Annotated in this window: 17 protein-coding genes and 1 pseudogene; 12 read left to right on the top strand and 6 right to left on the bottom strand. The window is 70.3% G+C overall.

All coding sequences use genetic code 11. The features are described 5' to 3' along the window. The first annotated feature begins 237 nt into the window (after positions 1-237). On the top strand, positions 238-1,839 hold the full coding sequence (locus OG329_RS28480) for a von Willebrand factor type A domain-containing protein (RefSeq protein ID WP_405799210.1): 1,602 nt from the start codon (positions 238-240) through the stop codon (positions 1,837-1,839). Between the two features lie 72 nt (positions 1,840-1,911). Next, complete coding sequence (locus OG329_RS28485; RefSeq protein WP_405799211.1) at positions 1,912-2,385, top strand: DUF1772 domain-containing protein; 474 nt, start codon at positions 1,912-1,914, stop codon at positions 2,383-2,385. Here OG329_RS28485 and OG329_RS28490 read toward each other — a convergent pair. Next, positions 2,366-3,286, bottom strand: coding sequence for a class I SAM-dependent methyltransferase family protein (locus OG329_RS28490; RefSeq protein WP_405799212.1), 921 nt, complete (start codon positions 3,284-3,286; stop codon positions 2,366-2,368). The two genes, OG329_RS28485 and OG329_RS28490, sit on opposite strands and share 20 nt — an antisense overlap. Before the next feature lie 121 nt (positions 3,287-3,407). Here OG329_RS28490 and OG329_RS28495 point away from each other — a divergent pair, with 121 nt between their 5' ends. From OG329_RS28495 to OG329_RS28510, 4 genes are all read left to right on the top strand, one after another. Further along, positions 3,408-4,673 (top strand): damage-control phosphatase ARMT1 family protein, encoded by a 1,266-nt coding sequence (locus OG329_RS28495; RefSeq protein ID WP_405799214.1) that lies wholly within the window; start codon positions 3,408-3,410, stop codon positions 4,671-4,673. A 92-nt stretch (positions 4,674-4,765) separates the two neighbouring features. Continuing rightward, positions 4,766-6,091 (top strand): DUF4032 domain-containing protein, encoded by a 1,326-nt coding sequence (locus tag OG329_RS28500; RefSeq protein ID WP_405799215.1) that lies wholly within the window; start codon positions 4,766-4,768, stop codon positions 6,089-6,091. Continuing rightward, positions 6,088-6,591: a GNAT family N-acetyltransferase gene (locus tag OG329_RS28505; protein ID WP_405799217.1), complete on the top strand. Its 504-nt coding sequence runs from the start codon at positions 6,088-6,090 to the stop codon at positions 6,589-6,591. Before OG329_RS28500 ends, OG329_RS28505 begins: the two co-directional genes overlap by 4 nt. A 255-nt stretch (positions 6,592-6,846) precedes the next feature. Further along, positions 6,847-7,380 (top strand): hypothetical protein, encoded by a 534-nt coding sequence (locus tag OG329_RS28510; RefSeq protein ID WP_405799219.1) that lies wholly within the window; start codon positions 6,847-6,849, stop codon positions 7,378-7,380. A gap of 45 nt (positions 7,381-7,425) precedes the next feature. Here the strand turns inward: OG329_RS28510 and OG329_RS28515 are convergent, their stop codons facing one another. Continuing rightward, the gene (locus OG329_RS28515) at positions 7,426-8,775 is read right to left on the bottom strand and encodes a monodechloroaminopyrrolnitrin synthase PrnB family protein (protein ID WP_405799221.1); all 1,350 of its coding nucleotides are present in this window, start codon (positions 8,773-8,775) and stop codon (positions 7,426-7,428) included. 176 nt (positions 8,776-8,951) lie between these two features. Next, positions 8,952-9,539 (bottom strand): RICIN domain-containing protein, encoded by a 588-nt coding sequence (locus OG329_RS28520; protein ID WP_405799223.1) that lies wholly within the window; start codon positions 9,537-9,539, stop codon positions 8,952-8,954. Between the two features lie 302 nt (positions 9,540-9,841). Between OG329_RS28520 and OG329_RS28525 the strand changes: the two genes are divergently transcribed. The 3 genes from OG329_RS28525 (at position 9,842) to OG329_RS28535 (ending at position 13,929) form a co-directional block, all read left to right on the top strand. Then, positions 9,842-10,648 carry an APH(3'') family aminoglycoside O-phosphotransferase gene (locus OG329_RS28525; RefSeq protein ID WP_405802074.1) on the top strand — a complete coding sequence of 269 codons (807 nt, stop codon included), beginning with the start codon at positions 9,842-9,844 and terminating at the stop codon, positions 10,646-10,648. Positions 10,649-11,072: 424 nt separating this feature from the next. Beyond that, a complete protein-coding gene (locus OG329_RS28530; RefSeq protein ID WP_405799224.1) occupies positions 11,073-11,291 on the top strand; it encodes a hypothetical protein in 219 nt (72 codons plus the stop codon). 61 nt (positions 11,292-11,352) lie between these two features. Then, positions 11,353-13,929: an ATP-binding protein gene (locus OG329_RS28535; protein WP_405799225.1), complete on the top strand. Its 2,577-nt coding sequence runs from the start codon at positions 11,353-11,355 to the stop codon at positions 13,927-13,929. 24 nt (positions 13,930-13,953) lie between these two features. On the opposite strand, the gene OG329_RS28540 is transcribed toward OG329_RS28535, so the two are convergent. Both OG329_RS28540 and OG329_RS28545 read right to left on the bottom strand, forming a co-directional pair. Then, positions 13,954-15,714, bottom strand: a complete 1,761-nt coding sequence (locus OG329_RS28540) for a hypothetical protein (protein WP_405799227.1) — start codon at positions 15,712-15,714, stop codon at positions 13,954-13,956. A 300-nt stretch (positions 15,715-16,014) separates the two neighbouring features. Further along, entirely contained in the window at positions 16,015-16,482 is a 468-nt protein-coding gene (locus tag OG329_RS28545; protein WP_405802075.1) for a DUF6194 family protein, read from the bottom strand. 47 nt (positions 16,483-16,529) lie between these two features. Here OG329_RS28545 and OG329_RS28550 point away from each other — a divergent pair, with 47 nt between their 5' ends. Then, entirely contained in the window at positions 16,530-17,351 is an 822-nt protein-coding gene (locus OG329_RS28550; protein ID WP_405799228.1) for a MerR family transcriptional regulator, read from the top strand. On the opposite strand, the gene OG329_RS28555 is transcribed toward OG329_RS28550, so the two are convergent. After that, positions 17,348-18,742, bottom strand: a complete 1,395-nt coding sequence (locus OG329_RS28555; protein ID WP_405799229.1) for a glycoside hydrolase family 18 protein — start codon at positions 18,740-18,742, stop codon at positions 17,348-17,350. The genes OG329_RS28550 and OG329_RS28555 overlap by 4 nt on opposite strands. A gap of 144 nt (positions 18,743-18,886) precedes the next feature. Between OG329_RS28555 and OG329_RS28560 the strand changes: the two genes are divergently transcribed. Together OG329_RS28560 and OG329_RS28565 are read left to right on the top strand one after the other, a co-directional pair. Continuing rightward, on the top strand, positions 18,887-19,057 hold the full coding sequence (locus OG329_RS28560; RefSeq protein WP_405802243.1) for a hypothetical protein: 171 nt from the start codon (positions 18,887-18,889) through the stop codon (positions 19,055-19,057). 133 nt (positions 19,058-19,190) lie between these two features. Further along, a pseudogene (locus OG329_RS28565) lies at positions 19,191-19,903 on the top strand (ArsR/SmtB family transcription factor). Positions 19,904-19,919: the final 16 nt, after the last annotated feature.

Raw genomic sequence — 19,919 nt, forward strand, 5'->3', positions numbered from 1 at the left:
ACCGTGACAAGTGCCAGTTCAGAGAGTGGCGACTCCTTGCCAACAGAGTCGGATCACGCATCAACGGCGCCGACCGGTACACGAGTTCACGCGAAGGCGGTGCGAACAGCGGGACGTGACGGGCAACTCCCTTGTCCCGTTGCCGCATTGAGATTCATCCGCAACCTCCTGTGCCGGTCCCCTCGGCCGCCTCGAACGTCACATTCACGAGTGCTGACGATTCCAGGGGGGACCGTGATGAAGCTCCACACAACGACGTATCGAGGCGTGGTGGGCCTGTTGCTGGCGGGCGGCCTGCTGCTCGCCGGCTGCTCCGGCGACGTCTCGCAGGACACGAAAAGGACGGCCGACGGGCCGGCCGGCGCGGGCGCGCCCGGGATGGACTCGGGGTCCACGGCGGGCTCGGGGGCCGCCGGCCCGGCCGACGGCGTCGAGCAGGGCGAAGGGCGGCAGGAAGGCGAACAGAAACAGGACGACAGGGGGCGGTCCGCCGGGCAGTTCGCACCGGAACCGGACTATCTGTCGACCTTCGCCCTGGACGTGGACACCGCCTCCTACGGATACGCACTCCGCACCCTCGGCGAAGGACGGCTGCCCGATCCCGGCACCGTACGGCCCGAGGAGTTCGTCAACAGCTTCCGCCAGGACTACGAACGGCCCCAGGGGGACGGCTTCTCCGTCACGGTGGACGGCGCGGCGGCGCCCGGCGCTGACGACGACTGGTCGCTCCTGCGCGTCGGCCTCGCCACCCGCCAGGCCGACCACGGAGGTGAACGCCCGCCTGCGGCTCTCACGTTCGTGATCGACACCTCGGGCTCGATGGCCGAGGCCGGCCGGCTCGACCTCGTCAAGGAATCGCTCGGCATCCTTACGGACGAGCTGCGCGGCGACGACTCGATCGCCCTGGTCACCTTCAGCGCCGAGGCCGAGACCCAACTGCCGATGACCCGCGTCGGCGACAGCCGTTCGCGGATCCACGATGTGATCGAGGAGCTGGAACCGTCCGACTCGACCAACGTCGGGGCGGGCGTGGAGACGGGCTACGGCGAGGCCGTGGACGGCCGCAGGAGCGGCGCGACCAACCGGGTCGTCCTGCTGTCGGACGCGCTGGCCAACACCGGCGAGACGGAGGCGGACGCGATCCTCGAACGCGTCGCGGACGCGCGTACCGAGCACGGCATCACCCTCTTCGGCGTCGGCGTCGGAAGCGACTACGGCGACGCCCTGATGGAACGGCTGGCCGACAAGGGCGACGGACACACGACATACGTCTCCGACACAGAGCAGGCCAGGAAGGTCTTCGTGGACCAGCTCCCCATGAACGTCGAACTGCGCGCGAGGGACGCCAAGGCGCAAGTGGCGTTCGACAGTGACGCGGTGGAACAGTTCCGGCTGATCGGCTACGAGAACAGGGCCGTCGCCGACGAGGACTTCCGCGACGACCGGGTCGACGGCGGCGAGGTCGGGCCGGGGCACACGGTGACGGCGCTGTACGCCGTCAGGCTGCGGCCCGGCGCGAGCGGTGAGGTGGCGAGGGCTACGGTGCGCTGGCTGGACCCCGAGACCCGGGCGCCGCGCGAGCGGTCGGGCTCGGTGGGCGCGGGCGCGGTCGGCTCCCGGCTCTGGGGCGACGCGAAGCCTCGGCTCCAGGTCACGGCCGTCGCCGCGTACTTCGCCGAGGCGCTGCGTGGTGGGTCGACGGGCGACGGCTCGCTGCCCGGCGCTCCCGGTCTCGGTGAACTGGAGGAGCGGGCGCGCGCGTTGGCCGATTCCACGGAGGACGGATCGGTGGAGGAGCTGGCGGACGCGATCGATCAGGCGAGCCGCGTCCGGGGCTGAGTCGGGGCGGGGCGGTGCTACGGCGGAGAAACCGTGCTGCGCCGCCCCCTCCCGTCGGTCCATGATGTGCGCATGGCCACCGTCCTGCTCGCGCTCGCTGTCGTCTTCACCGGTCTGTACGCCGGCATGATGCTCATCTTCCTGACCGGGATCATGCCCGCCTTGGCCCGGCTCACGGACGGGCAGTTCGTGGTGGCCATGCGCCGGATGAACGAGGAGGTCCCGCGCGGGCTGTTCCTGCTCGTGTTCCTCGCCGAAGTGGCCTTCCCGGTCGCCGCGCTCGCCGTCCCCGTCGACGGCCGCTCGGACACCCACCGGTGGCTGCTGCTGGCCGGCCTGATCTGCGTGGTGGTCAACCACCTCGTCACCGTCGCGGGCAACATCCCGCTCAACAACGCTCTCGCGTCGTCCGAGACCTCGCCCGAGGCCACCCCCGACAGCGCCGTCCGCGCGGCCTTCGAGAGCCGCTGGAACCGCTTCCACGCCGTCCGTACGTTCTTCGCCGTCGCGGGGTTCGCGCTGATCGTCAGCGCCTCGCTGTCGTGACGGTGAACAGCCCCACGGACTCGCGCCGGCTCGTGACCTCCGCGAACCCGGCCCGGACGGCCCACTGTTCGGCCAGCTCCACGGGTCGGCACTCCATCTCCCACAGGACGCCGTCGCGGTTCGGCAGCACGTTCGCGATGAACTCCAACTGAGGATGGTGGGTCTGCGTCGTGAAGACCAGCACTCCGCCGGGGGCGAGCATGCCGCGCAGGTGCGCGACGGACGAGGCGATGACGGCGTCGTCCAGCAGCAGTTCGTAGAGCCCCGACACGACGACGATGTCGGGCGCGGGGGAGGCGGGCGCCGGGTCGAGCGCGTCTCCGTACACGTACGAGATCCCCGTCAGCCCCCGTTCGGCCGTCTGGCGCTCGCCCTGCGCGAGACCCGCGCGGTCCAGGTCGCGGCACTCGACATGGAGGGTGCCGGGCTCGTACTCCGCGAGCACGTCCTGGAGATACCGTCCGGGCCCCGACGCCACGTCCAGTACGCGCACACCGCCGGCGGCCTCGGCTCCGGCCCTCGTGTCGCCACTGCTGCCGCTGCCGTCGCTGCCGTCGCGCCGTGCGATCTCCTTACGGAGGACGTCCTTGAGCAGTTCACGACGGGCCCGGATGGCGCGCCATCCGACGGCGTTCAGATACACGCGGTCGATGAGGTGCCCGACGACCGGGAAACCGCCGGCCTTGTTGACGTACACGTAGTCCAGCATCGAACCGCTGTCGAAGCCGTGCCGGTATCCGATCCGGATCCCGGCGCTCGCGCGGCCGACAGTGCCGAGCAGGGCACGCATCGCCGCCCACCGGGCGCGCTTCAGCGGGCCCGTCGTCCGGTCCGGCGAGGTCCGGGTCGCGTCCGGCCGGGTCTGCTTCCTCGTCCTGGTCTCTGCCTTGGTCTTCGTCATGCGCATCAGCGTCGGCCCGGAACGCGGCTCTCGGTATCCGCGCGGCTACTCGGGCGGCGCGTGAGTAGTACTGCGTACGCTCCGTTCGACACCGCCCACCAGCTCGGAGGACACCGGAATCATGCCTGAAGCGGATGACGCGCCCGTGATCGTGAGCAACGCGCCCGGTTCGTTCGCGCGGAGCGTGCTGGCCGAGCGCCATCCCGCCCTCATCCAGCAGGTACGGGACGCCTTCCCGTGGTCCCCGGAACGGCACCGGGCGCTCGACGCGCTGCTCATCTCCTGTACGGAGGGCGTGATCGAACCGCTGGGTCCGCAGGCGCACGACCGTGAGCGGTGGGACGAGTGGGGCGGCGAGTATTTCGGCCGCTCGTGGTTCGACGTGCCGTTCCTCTGGTCCGAGAGCTACTTCTACCGCCGACTCCTCGACGCGACCGGCTACTTCGCTCCCGGGCCGTGGCAGGGCGTCGATCCCTTCGGGCCCTTCAAGCAGGCGGAGTTGCGCGGCTCGCTCGTCGACGACGAACTCGCGGCGCTCGACGCGCTCGCCCGACGGCCGGTCCAGGAGCGGGCCGCCGCCTATCTCCGGGCTTCGCTCTGGGGCAACCGCGCGGACCTCGGCTTCGCCGTCGGTTCGCCGGACGGAGCGCGCCTCGCGGACGGGTCCGGCGACTCCGGCGATGCCTCCGAGGGCGGCTCCGCCGGTGAGGACCCGCCGCCCCTCGTCGCGGACGACAGCGACGCGCTGTGGTCGCTGCTGCCTGCCGGCAGCTCACCCGGTACCGCGCGGACCGTCCATCTCATCGCCGACAACTCCGGACGTGAGCTGATCCCCGACCTCGTCCTCATCGACCACTTCCTGACCACGGGGCGCGCGGACGACGTCGTCCTGCACGTCAAGCCGTATCCGTACTACGTCTCCGACGCCACCATGGCCGACGTTGTCGACTGCGCGCGCCGCCTCGTCCAGGCGGCAGGCGCCGCACGTGAGGCCGGGAAGCGGCTCTGGGCCGCGATGGGCGACGGGCGGCTCGCCGTACGCGCGCACGGTTTCTACCGCGCGCCGCTTCCGTACAGCGAGATGCCCGCCGATCTGCGGCGGGAGTTCGCGGGCGCCGCCCTGACGATCGTGAAGGGCGACCTCAACTACCGCCGCCTCGTCGGTGATCGACTCTGGGCACCCACCACATCGTTCGCCGAGCGCACGGCGCACTTCCCGGGGCCGGTGGCGGCGTTGCGTACTCTGAAGTCCGATGTGATCGTCGGCCTCCACCCGCGCACTGTGGCGCAACTGGAGGACGCGGGCGCGAGCGGGGGCGTGGGGGACGGCGCGAACCAGGCGTGGCGTACGAGTGGGACGCACGCGCTCGTCCAGGTCAGGCCCTAGCCGCCGCCTGGTCGACCGCATGAACGAACAGCACAAACAGTACAAGCAGAATAAACGGCACGAAGAGGCAACGAACGTCGGAGGCAGGAGTCATGGCGCTCCAGATCAGCGCGACCAACCCGGAGCGGCCGGCCGTGCTCCTCGACCTGCCCTGGTGCCTCCCGCTCGAGGAGTGGCCCGAGGACTGCCTGGTGGCCCTCCCACGCGGCATCTCGCGCCATGTGGTGCGCTTCGCCGACGCCGGGTCCGAGGTGCTGGCGGTCAAGGAGATCGCCGAACGTCCGGCGGTGCGCGAGTTCGGGCTGCTCAGGGATCTGCACCGGCTGGGCATACCCGCGGTCGACCCGGTCGCCGTGGTGACAGGGCGGGAGGACGTGAACGGCAGGCCGCTGGAGTCCGCGCTGATCACGCGGCATTTGGAGGGCTCGCTGCCGTACCGCTCGATGTTCGAGTCGACCATGCGCCCCAGCACCGTGAAGCGCCTCATGGACGCACTCGCCGTCCTCCTGGTGAGGTTGCATCTGACCGGCTTCGCGTGGGGCGACTGCTCGCTGTCCAACGCCCTGTTCAGGCGCGACGCGGGCGCGTACGCCGCGTACTTGGTGGACGCCGAGACAGGGCAGATCCAGCCGACGCTCAGCCGTGGCCAGCGTGACTACGACATAGAACTGGCGCGCGTGAACATCGCCGGGGAGCTGATGGACCTCGAAGCCTCCGGCTCGCTCCATCCGTCCGTCGACCCGGTGCCGTTCGGGGCGGCGATCGTCCAGCGCTACGAGGACCTGTGGCACGAGCTGACGCGTGAGTCCGTCTACCCCGCAGACAAGAGGCACTACATCAACCGCCGGATCCGCCGTCTCAACGATCTGGGTTTCGATGTCGCGGAGATGCAGATAGAGCGCTCGCCGGCGGGCGACACCGTCACCTTCCTCCCCAAGGTGGTCGACGCGGGCCACCACCAGCGCCAACTGCTGCGGCTGACGGGCCTGGACGCGGAGGAGAACCAGGCGTGCCGACTGCTCTGCGACCTGGAGACCTGGATGGCCGGCCAGGACGACTACGCGCCCGGCGACCCGCTGGGAGCCCGCCCGGAGGTCCTGGCGCACCGCTGGGTGCGGGACGTGTTCCGGCCGACCGTACGGGCCGTACCGCTGGAGCTGCGCCGCAGGACGGACGCCGCGCAGATCTACCACGAGGTGCTGGAACACCGGTGGTATCTGTCCGAGGGCGCCGGGAACGATGTGGGGCTGGACGCGACCATCGCGGACTACACCGCCAACATATTGCCGCGTACGCAGGACCCGTCCGCGCCGCATCCCGCCGCGCTGTCCGGGCCGGGGGAGCGAGGGGAGCAGAGTGAGTCGGTGCGGACGCGTGACGGCGCAGGAGTCAACGAGGCAGGAGCCAACGAGGCGTGAGTGATCTGGAGACGGAGCGTCTGCTGCTCCATCCGCTCAGCCCGCCGGAGGCCGTACGCCTCGTCGTGGTCGACCGGACGAGCGGCACCCACTGGGCGCCCGACTACCCCGACGAGGGCGATGTCTCCGGCGCCACGCGCTTCCTGACCACCTGCGCGACCGCCGGCGACCCCCGGCCGTTCGGTACGTACGAGATCCGCCTCAAGGAGACCGGTCAGGCGGTCGGCGGGGTGGACTTCCACGGCCCGCCGGACGAGAGCGGCGCCGTGACCATCGGCTACGGCCTCGTTCCGTCCGTACGGGGCAAGGGTTACGCCTCCGAGGCGCTGCGCGGCCTGCTGTTGTTCGCGCGGGCCGGCGGTGTCACCTCTGTAAGAGGCGACACCGATCACGACAACATCGGATCCCAGCACGTCATGGCCGCGGCGGGCATGCGACTGATCGCCGACGACGGCCGGCTGAAGTTCTACGAGATCACCTGGCCCGGCCAGGAGGGGTGAGTGGTCCCGCCGCGACGGGGGATACGCGGCGGGACCTGGAGTGCGACTGCCCTACGCGCCGCCGGTTACACATACGTTTTCGTGTGGCGCGGACCACTCGGCGGGGCGCCCGCCGGGGGGCGACGGGGCCGGCCGGACCGTAGCCGTGGCGGGGGTCAGGGCCCGTTGTCGTACCCCTGTGGCAAGGTGTTTTCAGGTGCCGAACAACGCGCGCCGCTCTACCCGTTGACCCCTTGCCGCAGGAGGAGCACACCCATGTCCGGTCCCGGTCCCGGTCCCGCCGACGGCGGAGTCCTCTCGTCTCTGACAGCCGTCGCGTCACTGCTGGCACCCGATCAGCCGACCGTCGCCGAACAGGTGCGGCACGCCCACGAGGACCCCGAGGGTTATGTGCGTACGTGGGCGATCCGGCTGGAGGACCGTGGCATATACGAGCCGTTTCCGGGACTGACCTGGATAGCCCTGGTCGACGCGCTGCATGAGCGGAAGCTGCTCGCGGAGTTCGACTGGAAGGAGGGCGTGGACGAGATCCGGTGGCGGATGGGCGGGCTGGCCTCACGTCCGTCCGTCGATCCCTGGGTGCTGTTCGACGACGGCGAGATGGAGCTGACGACCCATGACTTCCTCCAGGTGTGCGGCCGGCACTACCGCGAGGTCGGCACGGCCCTGGTCGTCCTCGACATCGAGTCGGACTGCTATCCGGTGGCGTGCGTGAGCCCTCGACGTGTGGACGAGCTGGTGTCGCTCGCGAAAAGCGCGGGCTTCACCCTGTGGCCCCTCGGCGTGTAGGGCGGAGAGGGGCGGCTGGGGCTGCCTGGCCTGCCCGGCCTTCCGCTAAAGGGAGTTGGGGGCAGCGTCCCGATGGGCGTCCCGGTCGGCGTCCAGTGCGTACCGCAGTCGGTCGAGTGACGGGCGCGCGGTGCCGCCGCCGTCGTCAGTGCCTGGCCGTTGCCGGGCGGTCCTGAGGTCGACCAGGCGCGCCAGAGTGGCCATGACGACGTGGAGCGGTGGCCCGCTCGTCGTGAGGTCGGCGGCTTCCGGTTCCTGGCCCTGGCCCTGCTCCGCGCGTGCGGCGGGAGCCTGGAGGAAGGGGACGACGAGCCGGTGGTGGTGGAAGGCGGAAGCGGCGCCGTGCAGACGGCAGACGGTGAGGAACAGCTCGGCGTTGTCGCGCAGTTGGGGTGTCAGCGGTCCGTCCGCCGTCTCGCGGAGAAAGGCGTCGAGCAGCGGCTCGGCGGTGACGGTGGTCCGTAGCAGCGCCTGGTCCTCCGGAGGCATGTACGGGTACTTCTCCGTCAACAGCGACTGGTAGAAGGGGTCGTACGGCGAACAGAGACCGAGCAGCAGGTCGATCGAGTTGATCGCCGCGAAGTCGCCCGCGTTCACCCCCCGGTACTCGACGCCGCCGACGCGATGCGGTTTGAAGTACGGCCGGATGTTGAGGAAGAAGCGGTCGACGTCGAGCGTCTTGCTCAGCGTCCGGCCCAGGTCCAGCACGTCGTCCAGCCCGGACCGCGCCTCCCGCAGCAGATACGCCGTCAGCGGGCTGGAGACCCCGAGCGTCCGGACGCGCCGCAGCGCGGCGGCCGTGCGCTGGTACGCGAGCACCGACAGGCCGTTGTACAGGATGAAGGCATGTTCGTCCGCGAGCGCGGTGAACGTACGGAAGGAGTCCCCGACCGCCCGGTTGTACAGAGCTTGGTGGGCGAAGACGAATCGCGGCGCGACGCCGAGCGACGACGCCAGCAACTGGGCGAGCGGCCAGGCGGCGGACTGCGGCCCGTCGATCTCATGGCGGCGGCACGCGCCGAGGTAGAGCCCCACCGAGCCCAGGAGTTCGTACCGCTCGTCGTCATCCACGGGGATCGAGGGATTCGGGTGGGTGGAGCGCGTCGAGGACATCGAGGACATCGAGGACGCCGAGGACGCCGAGGACGCCGAGGACGCCGAGGACGCCGAGGACGCCGAGGACATCGAAGGTGATGAGGTCGCCGAGGCGCTTTCCGCTATTCGGCGGATCAGCTCGGCGCCTTCGTGGCCGATCCTCTCCTTGGCCGTTTCAAGTTCCGGCCGGCCGTGCAGGATCTGCGCCCCGGCCGCGAAATACGCCTCCTCCAACCCCGTATTGAGAGCGACGAAGTCGTTCCTGATCCACCGGTCGAAGTCGGCGGCGGCGCTGCTCACGGTGTGGGTCCTCCAGAGGTCGGACGGGACTTGCGCGTTCCATCCGACCGCCTGGGCGGCCCGGCCACCAGGACCACTGGTGACCTGTTATACGGGTCCAATGGGGGCCACGACCGCGCCGTGTCGGCTTCGGCGCGGTCGTGGCCGCATGTGGGGGGTGTGGGGGTGGCGGAGGCTCAGAGGGTGGCGGGCTCCCAGACCGGTAGCCAGACGTCGTTGGGTGCGCCCTGGGCAGTGCAGTCGTACTGGATGAGGGAGTTCCCCACGCCGACTCCGCCGGCGACGTTGAGGCACTTGTTGCTGGATTTGACGACGACTTGGTAGCCGATGCCCTTGGGCACGAACCTCCACAGTTCGTTATTGGCGTTTCCGCAGGTGTACTGGATGACCTCGGTGCCGTTGGCGGTGCCGCCGCCCGCGACGTTCAAGCACTTGCCGCTGTTGACGGACTTGAAGCGGTAGTAGCCGCCCAAGGCGGAGTCGGCTTCCCAGCGTTCGTTGGCCTTGCCCGACCACGGGTACTGGATGACCGGGACGCCGTTGTCCGTGCCGGCTCCCCGTACGTTGGCGACCTGTCTGGGGTCACTGGCCAGCCGTAGCGTGAACTGCTCGGCGACGATCGACCGAGGGGCCGCGTCCGCGGGCGCTCTTGTGGAAGCTCCTGCGGCGTCGTCGGCGACCGCCGGGCTGAACGAACTCGACATCAGCCCGGCGCTGACCACGACGGCTCCCAGGCCCACAGTCCACCGCTTGTAAGACTTCATGCTCACTGTCTCCGATTCCGATTCACAGATTCCGTTGCCGCGGCAGCGACTTACGAATGTCGCTGTATGCGCTCGATTCGCTACTGAAGGTAGTCAATTGAGGTGGCGGGCCACAGAGGGCATCGGGAGCGTTCACGATTCGCGGAGTACCCCCGCACAACCCGCTCAGGCAGCGGCGTCACCCTTGGCGGAGGTTTGACTCGTCGGGCCGGCCCCACCCACGTACCGCTTCCGCCAGGTCCGCGTTTAATGCCGGGTGCGACGAGGGGTGCGCTGGCTAGGGTGGGGGCGTGATCGATTCGATGTATCGGGCAGCGCTGAGGGCCGCCGCCGACGGCGCCGGCGGCGCGTGGGAGCCCGTCACGGACGGCGAGTCCGAGGCCGGTGTCTTCCGTTCCGAGGACGGCTCGCGGTACGCCAAATGCGTCCCCGCCGACGCGGCGACCTCACTGGAGGAAGAACGCGATCGCGTCGACTGGCTCAGTGGGCAGGGCGTTCCAGGTCCGCGCGTACTCGACTGGCGTGTCACCCCCGACGCGGCCTGCCTGGTGACCAGCACCGTCGTGGGAGTCCCCGCCGACCGTGTTCCGGCCGCGCGACTCCAGACGGCCTGGGAGTCGATCGCCGATGTCGTGCGGCGGTTGCACGAACTGCCGGTGCGGCAGTGCCCGTTCACCCGCGATCTCTCCAGGATGTTCGCGACCGCCCGTGATGTCGTCGCGCGAGGTGCGGTCAATCCGGAGTTCCTTCCCGAGGACCAGCGGCGGACGCCCGCCGACGTCCTGCTCGCGCGCATCGAGCCACAGCTCGAACAGCGCCTCGCCCAGGAGGCCGCCGAGAGCGTCGTCTGCCACGGGGATCTGTGCCTGCCCAACATCGTGCTCGACCCGGCGACCATGAAGGTGGCGGGCTTCATCGACCTCGGCCGCCTCGGAGCGGCCGACCCGTACGCCGACATCGCTCTCCTTCTCGCCAACTCCCGGGAGACATGGGTCGACGAAGGACAGGCCAACTCCGCGGACGAGGCGTTCGCCGAGCGGTACGGCATCGTGCTCGACCGTGACCGGGAGAAGTTCTACCTCCATCTCGACCCCCTCACCTGGGGCTGAGGACGGACCGACCGGTGATCAAGGCTGGGCAGGCCAGAGCGCGTCCGAACTCGGGGCGCAGGCCAGCCAGGTGACGCTGCCCCAGCTCGCCGTGTGGCGCTGAACGCCGACGCCACTCAACTCCGGGCGCGCTCCGCGCGGCCCAGCAGATACCGATCCTCCTCTTCTCGCTGTTCGCCGGCGTGTGGGTGGGCCGTTGGCGAGCGCGCAAATTGATGGTGCTTGCGGACTTCGGGCGGGCGGCGGGGCTGGCCGCGATCCTGGTCGCCTTCCTCGTCGGCGTACCCACGGTGTTCTTCGACGTGGCCTACCAGGCCGCTCTCGTACGACTGGTGAAACGCGATCAGTTGGGCACGACAACAGCTCGCTGGAGGGCAGCAGATCCGCCGCGCAGATCGGCGGGCCCGCGCTCGGTCGTGCGCTCGTGTCGCTCCTCACCGCGCCGATCGCCGTCGTCGTGGGCGCGTTCTTCTTCACGGTCTCCTTTCTGTCGATCCGGCGCATCCGGCACCGTGAGCCGAAACCCACGACCGTCACTACTGCCGGGCACGGCGGGCTCGCGGGGAATGTCCGGCTCGCCCGCGACCCCTCACTGCCAGGACCTGGCGGGGCGGTCCCGGGTGTCGGACTGTCCATGTCGTGATGACCTCTCTACGGTGGGTGAGTTGGCAGGTCGGTGTGCGGGTGTGAGGCAAGGGGGCCCTGTGGAAGCGGAATTGGCTGCGCTCGCCGCGTCGGGGGCGACGGCGCTGGTGGGTGCGATGGTCACCGAGTCGTGGGGGCAGGCGAGGACGCGCGTGGCGCGGTTCCTCGCCCGGCGCGGCCGGTCGGGCGAGCCTGAAGGCGAGCCCGAGGACGAGGCGGGTGAGGCCGGTGAGGCGAGTCAGGCGAGTCAAGCCCTTGAGGAGGGGCGCGCGCAGCTCGTGGCGGCCCGGGACGCGGACGACGAGGGCACCGTGGCCGGCATCGAGGCGGACTGGCGCCTGAGGCTCGGCCAGTTGCTCGCGAGGGAGCCCCAAGCAGCCGAGGAACTACGGCAGTTGCTGGCCGATCTCGGCGCGGCGCCGGGGGCAGGCGTCGCGGTGATCCGAGGCGGGGTGCAGTACGGGGCGTTCCAGAACTCCCAGATCCATGGCGGTATCACGTACAACGTCCAGCCGCCCGCGCCGCCCGAGGCGGTGCCGGACGAGGTTCCGGCCTTACGGGTGCGGTTCGTCAACCGAGAGGTGGAGCTGGCCCGGATGGACAGGGCGGTCGCCCGGCTCGGCGGCGATTCGGCTCATGTGGACGTCCTGGTGCTGCGCGGGACGCCGGGCGTCGGCAAGACGGCGACGGCCACCCGGTGGGCCCACCAGTCCCGGGAGCGTTTCCCGCAAGGTCAGTTGTACGTGGACTTCGCCGAGCGGCGCGGTGAGCGGGGCGGCGGTGACGTGTCCGCGGCCGTGGAGAAGTGCCTGCGGTCGCTGGGGGTGAAGGACCCGTACATGCCGCGTTCCCTGGAGGAGCGGATCAGTCTCTTCCGTACGCGCTCGGCCGGGCGGCGGATTCTGCTCGTACTGGACGATGTCAACGAGCCTGCCCAGGTACGGGCGTTGGTGCCGCAGGGACCGGGCAGCGCGGTGATCGTCACGAGCAACGGCACCCTTGGTGAACTCACCGTCGACGGGGCGAGGCCGCTGCCCCTGGACCCCCTCGACACGCACAGTGCGCTGCGTATCCTCGCCGACCGGTGCGACGAGGAGGCCGTCGCCGCCGAACCGCAGGCCGCCCGGCGGCTGGTCGAGCTGTGCGGCGGGCTGCCGGTCGCGCTGCACGTCGTGGCCTCGCGGCTGCTGACCGACGAGCGGCTGACCATGGCACGCCTGGCCGACGAACTGTCCGACGAAGCCCGCAGACTGACCGCGATGTCCTTGGGATCCCCGGGAAGTGAGGGCTCGGTGTCCGCAGTGTTCGACTCCGCCTACCGCCCGCTCGCCGCCGACGCGGCCCGCTTCTACCGACGGCTCGGCTGGCTGCCCTGCCGTACGTTCGACGCGGGCACCGCCGCCGTCGCGACGGGCACCGACACGTCAACCGCCGAGTCGACGCTGGCGGTTCTCGTGAACGCGAGCCTGCTGACAACCACCGGCGACGACCGCCGCTTCCGCTTCCACGACCTCGTGCGCCTGCATGCCCGCGAACACGCCTCCGTAGAAGAACCGGCCGGCACACAGCGGGCGATCGTCGAACGAGTGATCACCCACTACCTCGCGCTGACGGCGTTCGCCGACCGGAAGATCCGGGCGGACCGGCTGCGTATCGCCGAGCTGGACGAGCTGTTGGCGCGCGGCACGGACCCGTTCGCGGCGGCCGGTGCGCCCGATCCGCTGGACTGGCTGAACGCGGAGCGGGACAACATCCTGGCCGTCCTGCGCGAGGGCCATGCCGTTGGCCTGCATACCCAGGTGTGGCAGCTCGCCGAGGCGTTCACCGTGCTGTTCCTGCACAACAGGGTCCTTCCGGACTGGAGGGAGTCGCTGGAGCTGGGGGTGGCGGCTGCGTCGGCGTCCGACGAACTCGTCCCCGCCGCCGAGGCGCGACTGCGTGCCCTGCTGTCCCGTCCGCTGATGGATCTGGGCGAACTGGAGGCGGCGCGTTCTCAGTTGGAGGAGGCGGTCGCGTGCGCGGAGGTCTCCGGCCGTCGTGATCTGCTGGCATCGGTCATGGAGTTCTACGGACGTTACTGGGACCGGGTCGACCCTTCGCGAGCCGTTGAGATCTACCAGCGCGCTCTCGACCTCAGTACGGAGGCCGGCCAGGTACGAGGAGCGGCCATCGCGTCGCTGTTCCTGGGCAGCGCGCAGGATGCCGCCGGGAATTCCGACGAGGCGCTGGTGACCCTGCGGCACGCCCACGAGGCGCTGTCGGCGGGGGAGTCGGCAGGTACGTCGGCGGGGGAGTCGGCGGGCGCGGAGCCCGACCTGCGGATGGCGGCCCGCGCGCTCCTCGCCATCGGCCGGGCACACGATCACCTCGGGCAGACGGAAGAGGCGGTCGCGGCGCTCGGCGAAGCGGCCCGGGTGCTACGGGAGCGGAAGGCGACGCACTACGAGGCGGAGGCGCTGCTGGAACTGGCCGCCATCGCGGAGCGGCCGGGCGGCGACCGCGCGGTGTCGCGGACGCGACTGCGGGGGTATCTGTCGAGGGCGCTGCGGATCCACGAGGACGGCGGCAGCCCGCGCGTCGAGGAGTTGCGGGAACGGCTGCGCCGCGTGGAGGATCCCGAAGGGACGGGAGCGTAATCCCGTTCCCCTTACGGGGACTTGTTACGGGGACTTGGTGGGGCGTACGCGTAGGAAGACGTCCTCCGTGCGCTCGCCAAGACGCAGTGTCACCGGCTCGTCGGGGAAGGCGCGAGCGGCGCGGAGCAACGCGTACACGACGGCCGCCACCTGCCCGGGATCCGGAGCGGGACCTGTCACCGTCGCCGCGACGACGCGGCCGTCCCGTACGCCGACAAGGACCGTACGGGAGTCGCCGCCGGCCGTAGCGGTAGCGGTAGCGGCCAGCAGGCAGCCGGGAAACCGGCCGAGGGTGTCGGAGATCCAGCGCAGCGCTCCGACGGTGGTCGGTGCCGGGCGCTCGGCGAGGACGACGGACGCGCTCTCGGCGAGGTACCGGTCCTTCTCGGCCTCGCCGACCGCCAAGTGCCCGTAGGTGTCGTCGTCCTCGGTTACGGGACCGGCGACCGACGCGGGAACACGGCGCACGGTGACCGTCTGCCCGCCGGTCCGCCCGCCGGTCCGCCCGCCAGTCATCGCCTCGGCGGTCACAGTGGTGAGGACCCGCAGCGCCGGCCGGGAAGCCGCCGATGCCGGATCGGGTGGGCTCAGGATCGGCGGCCCAGGCGGTGCCCAGGGCGGTTCGGACAGACGCAGCAGTTGGTACAGGGCCTCGCGCAGCTTCGCGTGGGCATTCCCCGGATCGGCGAACGCCTGCTCGGCCAGGGCGGCGCCGGGGCGCGGGTCGTGGCTGTCGACGGCGTCCACGACCTGCCGGTACAGATCCGCGCGCGAGTCGAGGAGACGTACGGCGCGGGAGAGGACCCCGGCCGCCGTACCGGCCACGGCGTCGCTGCCGAACGTTCCCAGGAGTACGGGGGTCCCGAGCGCGGCACCGTAGAGCGTCACGGACCCGTGGTCGCCGATCAGCAGATCGGCGGCGACCAGGGCAGGGCGCCACGAATGGACGGGCGGCACCAGGATCAGCCCCGCTTCCAGCGCGGACGCCAGCAGGGCGCGGATCTGCCACGGGCCGTGTGCGGCCCACACATTGGGATGCAGTATCAGAGCGACGCGGTACTCGTCGTAGGGGAGTGCGGCCAGCAGACGGGCCGGCAGGTCCGGCTCCCGGCCGATGAGGGACGTGGCGCCCCAGGTCGAGCTGACCATCACCAGCCGCCGCGCGTCTTCCGTCCCATCCGGGCCGTCGACGCCCAACGCGGCGCGGTACGAGGCCCGTTGGGCCCGGCTGCCCACGAGTTCGTCGAAGCAGGGGTCACCGACCAGGAGAGTCCGTCCGGCCGTCCCCGGATGCGCGGCGAGCAACTGCCGTTCCTGGTCGGGGTGCGAGAGCGCCAGCCAGGCCCTGCCGGTCTCGAGCAGCGCGTCCGGCACCACACCGGACAGCCGGACGCCGGGCGTGCGTGAGTCGGGCACCATCTTCTGGAATCCCACGCCGTGCGGCAGTACGAGTACGGGGCAGTCGCCCGCGGGGACGTCGATGTTCTCGCTGGCCGACAGGATGAGATCGGGCGCCGCCTCACTCAACTGGGACCAGGGCATGACGCGGCAGCCCGTATCGCGCAGGAGGTCCAGGACGCCGTCGCTGAAAGCCGAGGTGGCATCGTGGGCGAAGACGACGGAGATCCGGCTGTCGTCACGTACCAGCGTTGGCAGGCACTCCAGGACGCGTACGGTCGAGGTGACCGTACGGGCCGCTACGACCAGGGTCCGCTCGGCGTGGAAGGTACTCCACCGCCGGGCATCTGGGCCCACGGGGACGCGCAGGTGCGGGCTAGTGTGCACGGCGCCCCCGGGAAACCACGTAACCCTGCCCGATGCCGATCATCGCGGATCGCGGATCGCGGATCGCGGATCGCGGATCGCGGATCGCGGATCGCGGATCGCGGATCGCGGATCGCGGATCGCGGATCGCGGCCATTGTGCCTCTATCGCATCTCACGCGTGCGAGCAACGAGCAATCCTTCCCTCCGGCCGGCCCCGGTTCATGCGGCGATCCACAGTACTGGCGGACGACGCGGCGGCCGACACCGTGGACGCGGTGACTGGCTCCCGTACGCGTCCCGTACCGCCCTCTACCGCCCTTTACGGCTCACGTTCATGTCGCCGCCGCTCGAACCGGCGACGCGCGGCGTCATGGGCCTCGCGCAGAAGCCGCACGACAGTGTCCGTCGTCCGCTCACCGGGATTGACGACAGCGATCCAGCCGAGCGCCCCGTACACCGGGTGCGGCATGACACTGTCGGCGGCCGAGTGGTCGCGAGGGCGGCTGAGGCCGCGCGGCTCCTCGCCGGTGAGGTCCCGGAACGTCGGCCGGTCGACCTGGATGTTCACACGCCAGCGGCCCGGAGGATCAAGGTCCGAGGCGGCGTCGTCGGGGTAGTTCTTGGTGACGATCGTCCCGTAGGGCTGGACGTTCCGTGGCATCTGTCCGTCGGGGGCGTAGTAGAAGAACGCGTCCCCCCACGTGATCTCGGGGAAGTCGCCTTCCGCCGCCGGGACGAACACGAGCGCGCCGTCGAAGCCTCGCACTGTCGCGATGATCTGTTCCATACTCATGGTTCAAGGATCACCTTCAAGTGCTTATGTGGGGTTGGCTCATGCGGGAGCCGCCGAGCGGTTCGCAGCGAGGAGCGACGCTCCGAACGGTCGATGTCGCCGGAGAGTCGGGTTACTCGGTGCAACAGGTCCGTGACCTGGAGCGGCTGGGGGTCATTCCGCCGGCCGCTCGATCGAGCAACGGCTACCGTTCCTTCTCACCGATTCACGTGCACGCGCTGCGCGCCTACCGGGGACTCGCAGGCGCCGTAGGGCCTGTCGCGGCCCGGCAGACGCTCGCGGGGCTGCGTACACAGACCCTGGCGGAGGCGGCCTCGGCGATCAGCGCGGTGCACGTCGGGCTCGCTCGGGAACGAGACGAGGCCCTGCGCGCTCAACAAGCGCTGTACGCGATCGAGGCCGAGGCGAACCCACATAAGTCCCAGGAGCAGTCCCAGGAGCAGTCGCAGGAGCGGGAGAGCGACGCGATGACGATCACGGAGCTGGCCGGAGCGCTCGGCGTTCGCTCCTCGACTCTGCGGTTCTGGGAGCAGGAAGGGCTTGTCACGCCCGAGCGGGTGACGTCGCTGCGAGCGCGTCGCTACGATCTTTCGGCGGTGCGAGCCGCCCGAATCGTTGCCGCACTCCGCACCGCCGGATACGGCATTCCCGCGGTGCGCGAGATCATGGACTCCCTGCGCCCGGTTCGGCTCGACGGGCTGGACGAGGCCCAACGCGTCCTGCGGCAGCGTCTTGACCAGATCGCGCTACGGGCCGTGGCGCTTCTGCGAGCGGGCGCGGACCTGGCGGTGGTCCTCCAAGGACACGAGGGATCCCCGGTCATCGAAACCGGGGATCCCCCGCCGGAGACGTCAGGCGATTAGCGCCGGCCGAGCGTGCGGTCGACCGTCTTGATCAGCTCGCCGTCCGGGGTGTCCCCGTCCAGCGACCAGAACATCGCGCCGCCGAGTCCCTTGGCGCGGACGTACGCCGACTTGGTGCGCAGCACCTGCGGATCGTCGTACGTCCACATCGTCGTGCCGTCGAACAGCCAGGCGTGGCCGTTCCTGACGTCGCGGTGCACGGTGTACGCCCCCGAGTCCGCGAGCTTCTTCAGTACCTCGTAGTCCTCGTTGCCGTTCGCCCAGGAGCCCGGGGCGGCGCCGGTCGCGGGCTGGCCCATGCCGTTGCCGTCGCCCGAGACGCCGGTCCAGCCCTGGCCGTAGAAGGGCATGCCGACCACGAGCTTGCGGGCCGGGGCGCCGCGCCGCAGCCAGTCGTTGACCGTCTGGTCGACGCTGAAGTCGCCGGGCTCGGCGAACAGCGCGGACTGCTGGGCGGTCGTGGGCTCCCAGGTGCCGTGGAAGTCGTATCCCTGGAGGTTCACGAAGTCGAAGTCCCGCATGATCTTGGAGACTTCGAAGCCCGCGTCGATCTTGGCCGCGGCCGTGGGGACGAAGGCGCTCAACTCGTAGTGCTTGCGCTTGTCCTTGTCCTTGCCCTTCCCGGACTTGGCGTAGGCGTCGAGCTGGCTGCGGAACTCCCGTACGAGCGCCGTGAAGTTCTGCTTGTCCTCGGGACGGAATACGGTGCCGGCGTCGCCGGCCGAACCGGGCCACTCCCAGTCGATGTCGATTCCGTCGAAGAGGCCAGCGGCGGATCCCGGGCCGCCGCGAGCGCCGTCGACGGGCAGATTGCCCTTGATGTAGAGGTCGATGCAGGAGGAGACCAGCGCCTTGCGGGAGGCGGGAGTCAGGGCCGCGTCCGAGAAGTTCTTCGACCAGCTCCAACCACCCAGCGAGATCATGACCTTGAGACCGGGATGCTTCGCCTTCAGTTCACGCAACTGATTGAAGTTCCCGGCGAGGCGCTGGTCGTCGGTGTCGGCGACGCCGTCGACAGAGCCGGCCGCGTCCAGCGGGCGCCCGTAGTCGGCCCAGGCGTCGGACTCGCCCGGGGTGTTGCCGGTGAAGCACTTTCCTTCGGCGCTCACGTTGCCGAAGGCGTAGTTGATGTGGGTCAGCCTGGCCGCCGCCCCGCTGGTGTCCATGTCCTTGACCTGGTAGTTCCGCCCGTAGACACCCCATTGGGCGAAGTAGCCGACCTGCTTGTACGCGGGGCGCGAGCCACCCTTGCCGCCGGAGGAGGCGGACGAGGCGGAGGAGGCGGACGCGGTGGAGTCGGCCGAGTTGGCGCCTGCGGAGGGGGCGAGGGTGGCGACCAGACCGAGAGCGAGGGCGGCGATGGTCAGCCGGGAACGGTTCTTTCGAGGCATGAGGCTCGTTTCCTGTGCGTGTGCCGGAAGGGAGCGGTGTTCGACGGTGCGCACAGGAAGGTATTGGTCTGGACCATTAACGTCAAGATGTGCGGCAGTTATACCGGGAGTTTCGTACCGCGGGCGGTTGCTCAAGGGGCCGAGGTGGGCGCCGGGTACCGCCCCGTCGTCCACGACAACGGACGCCGCAAGGTCTGCCATCGCCTCGACCAGGCGGCCGTGGACCGAGCGGTGGGCAGCGCGTCCGCGGTGATCGCCACGGTGCGGGTCGAGAAGAGCAGCCGGAATCGTGGCTCGGCCAGCACCTCCCGGTAGGTGGCACGGTGGTTGCTTTGCGCGGGTTCGGCGGTTGGGGTCATGACGCGCAGCCTCGCCGTGCGCTCACGCCACTCACCAATGATTCGTCGCTGGACGAATCGGAACAGACGTCCCTCGGTAGCATGGCAAGGTGCTCCGCTTCGAAGTCTCCGTCGAGGACCTGCTGCGCAGCCGCTTCGCACTGTCGCCCGCGATGGACCTGTGCTTCCTGCTGCGCTCGCTCGCCGGCCAGGACAGGTCGCTGCCGCGAGCCTGGGCCACCCGACTCATGCCGGCCTTTGAACGGCTTCGCCGCGAGAGCGAACTGAACGCCGCCCTCGCCCTGCACACCCCGCAATCCGGACCGAACTTCGTCGCCCCGCCCCCGCGCGGCCTCAACCAGACCTGGGCAGACGACCTCGCCATGATCCGGGCCACACCGCTGGAAGCGGCCCGCCACGAAATCGCCACCAACGCGACCGGCCCGTCCGCCCGTGATCCCCGCGTACGCGCAGTGCTGGACTCGACGGACGCCGTCTCCAGGATCGCCGAGGCGATGGACCAGGCGTGGCACGAACTGCTCACCCCGGACTGGCCGCAACTGCGCGCGATCTGTGAGCGTGACGTCGTGCACCGGGTGGGTGTGATCGGCGAACACGGATGGGTCACGGGCTGCTGTTGGTGCTGGACGCCCCGGCCAGTACGAGCCACCTCGCCCGAACCCTCGCCATGGCACCCGGCGCGGTAGGAGACCACCTCGCCATCCTGCGAGGCGCGGGACTGCTCGTCCGCGCCCGGTCCGGACGGTCGGTGCTCTACCGGCGCACCCCGCTCGGCGAGGCACTGGTAGGCGGTACGGGCTGAGCGGCCCGGACACCTG

Source organism: Streptomyces sp. NBC_01506 (genome assembly GCF_045040295.1).
Classification (GTDB): domain Bacteria; phylum Actinomycetota; class Actinomycetes; order Streptomycetales; family Streptomycetaceae; genus Streptomyces.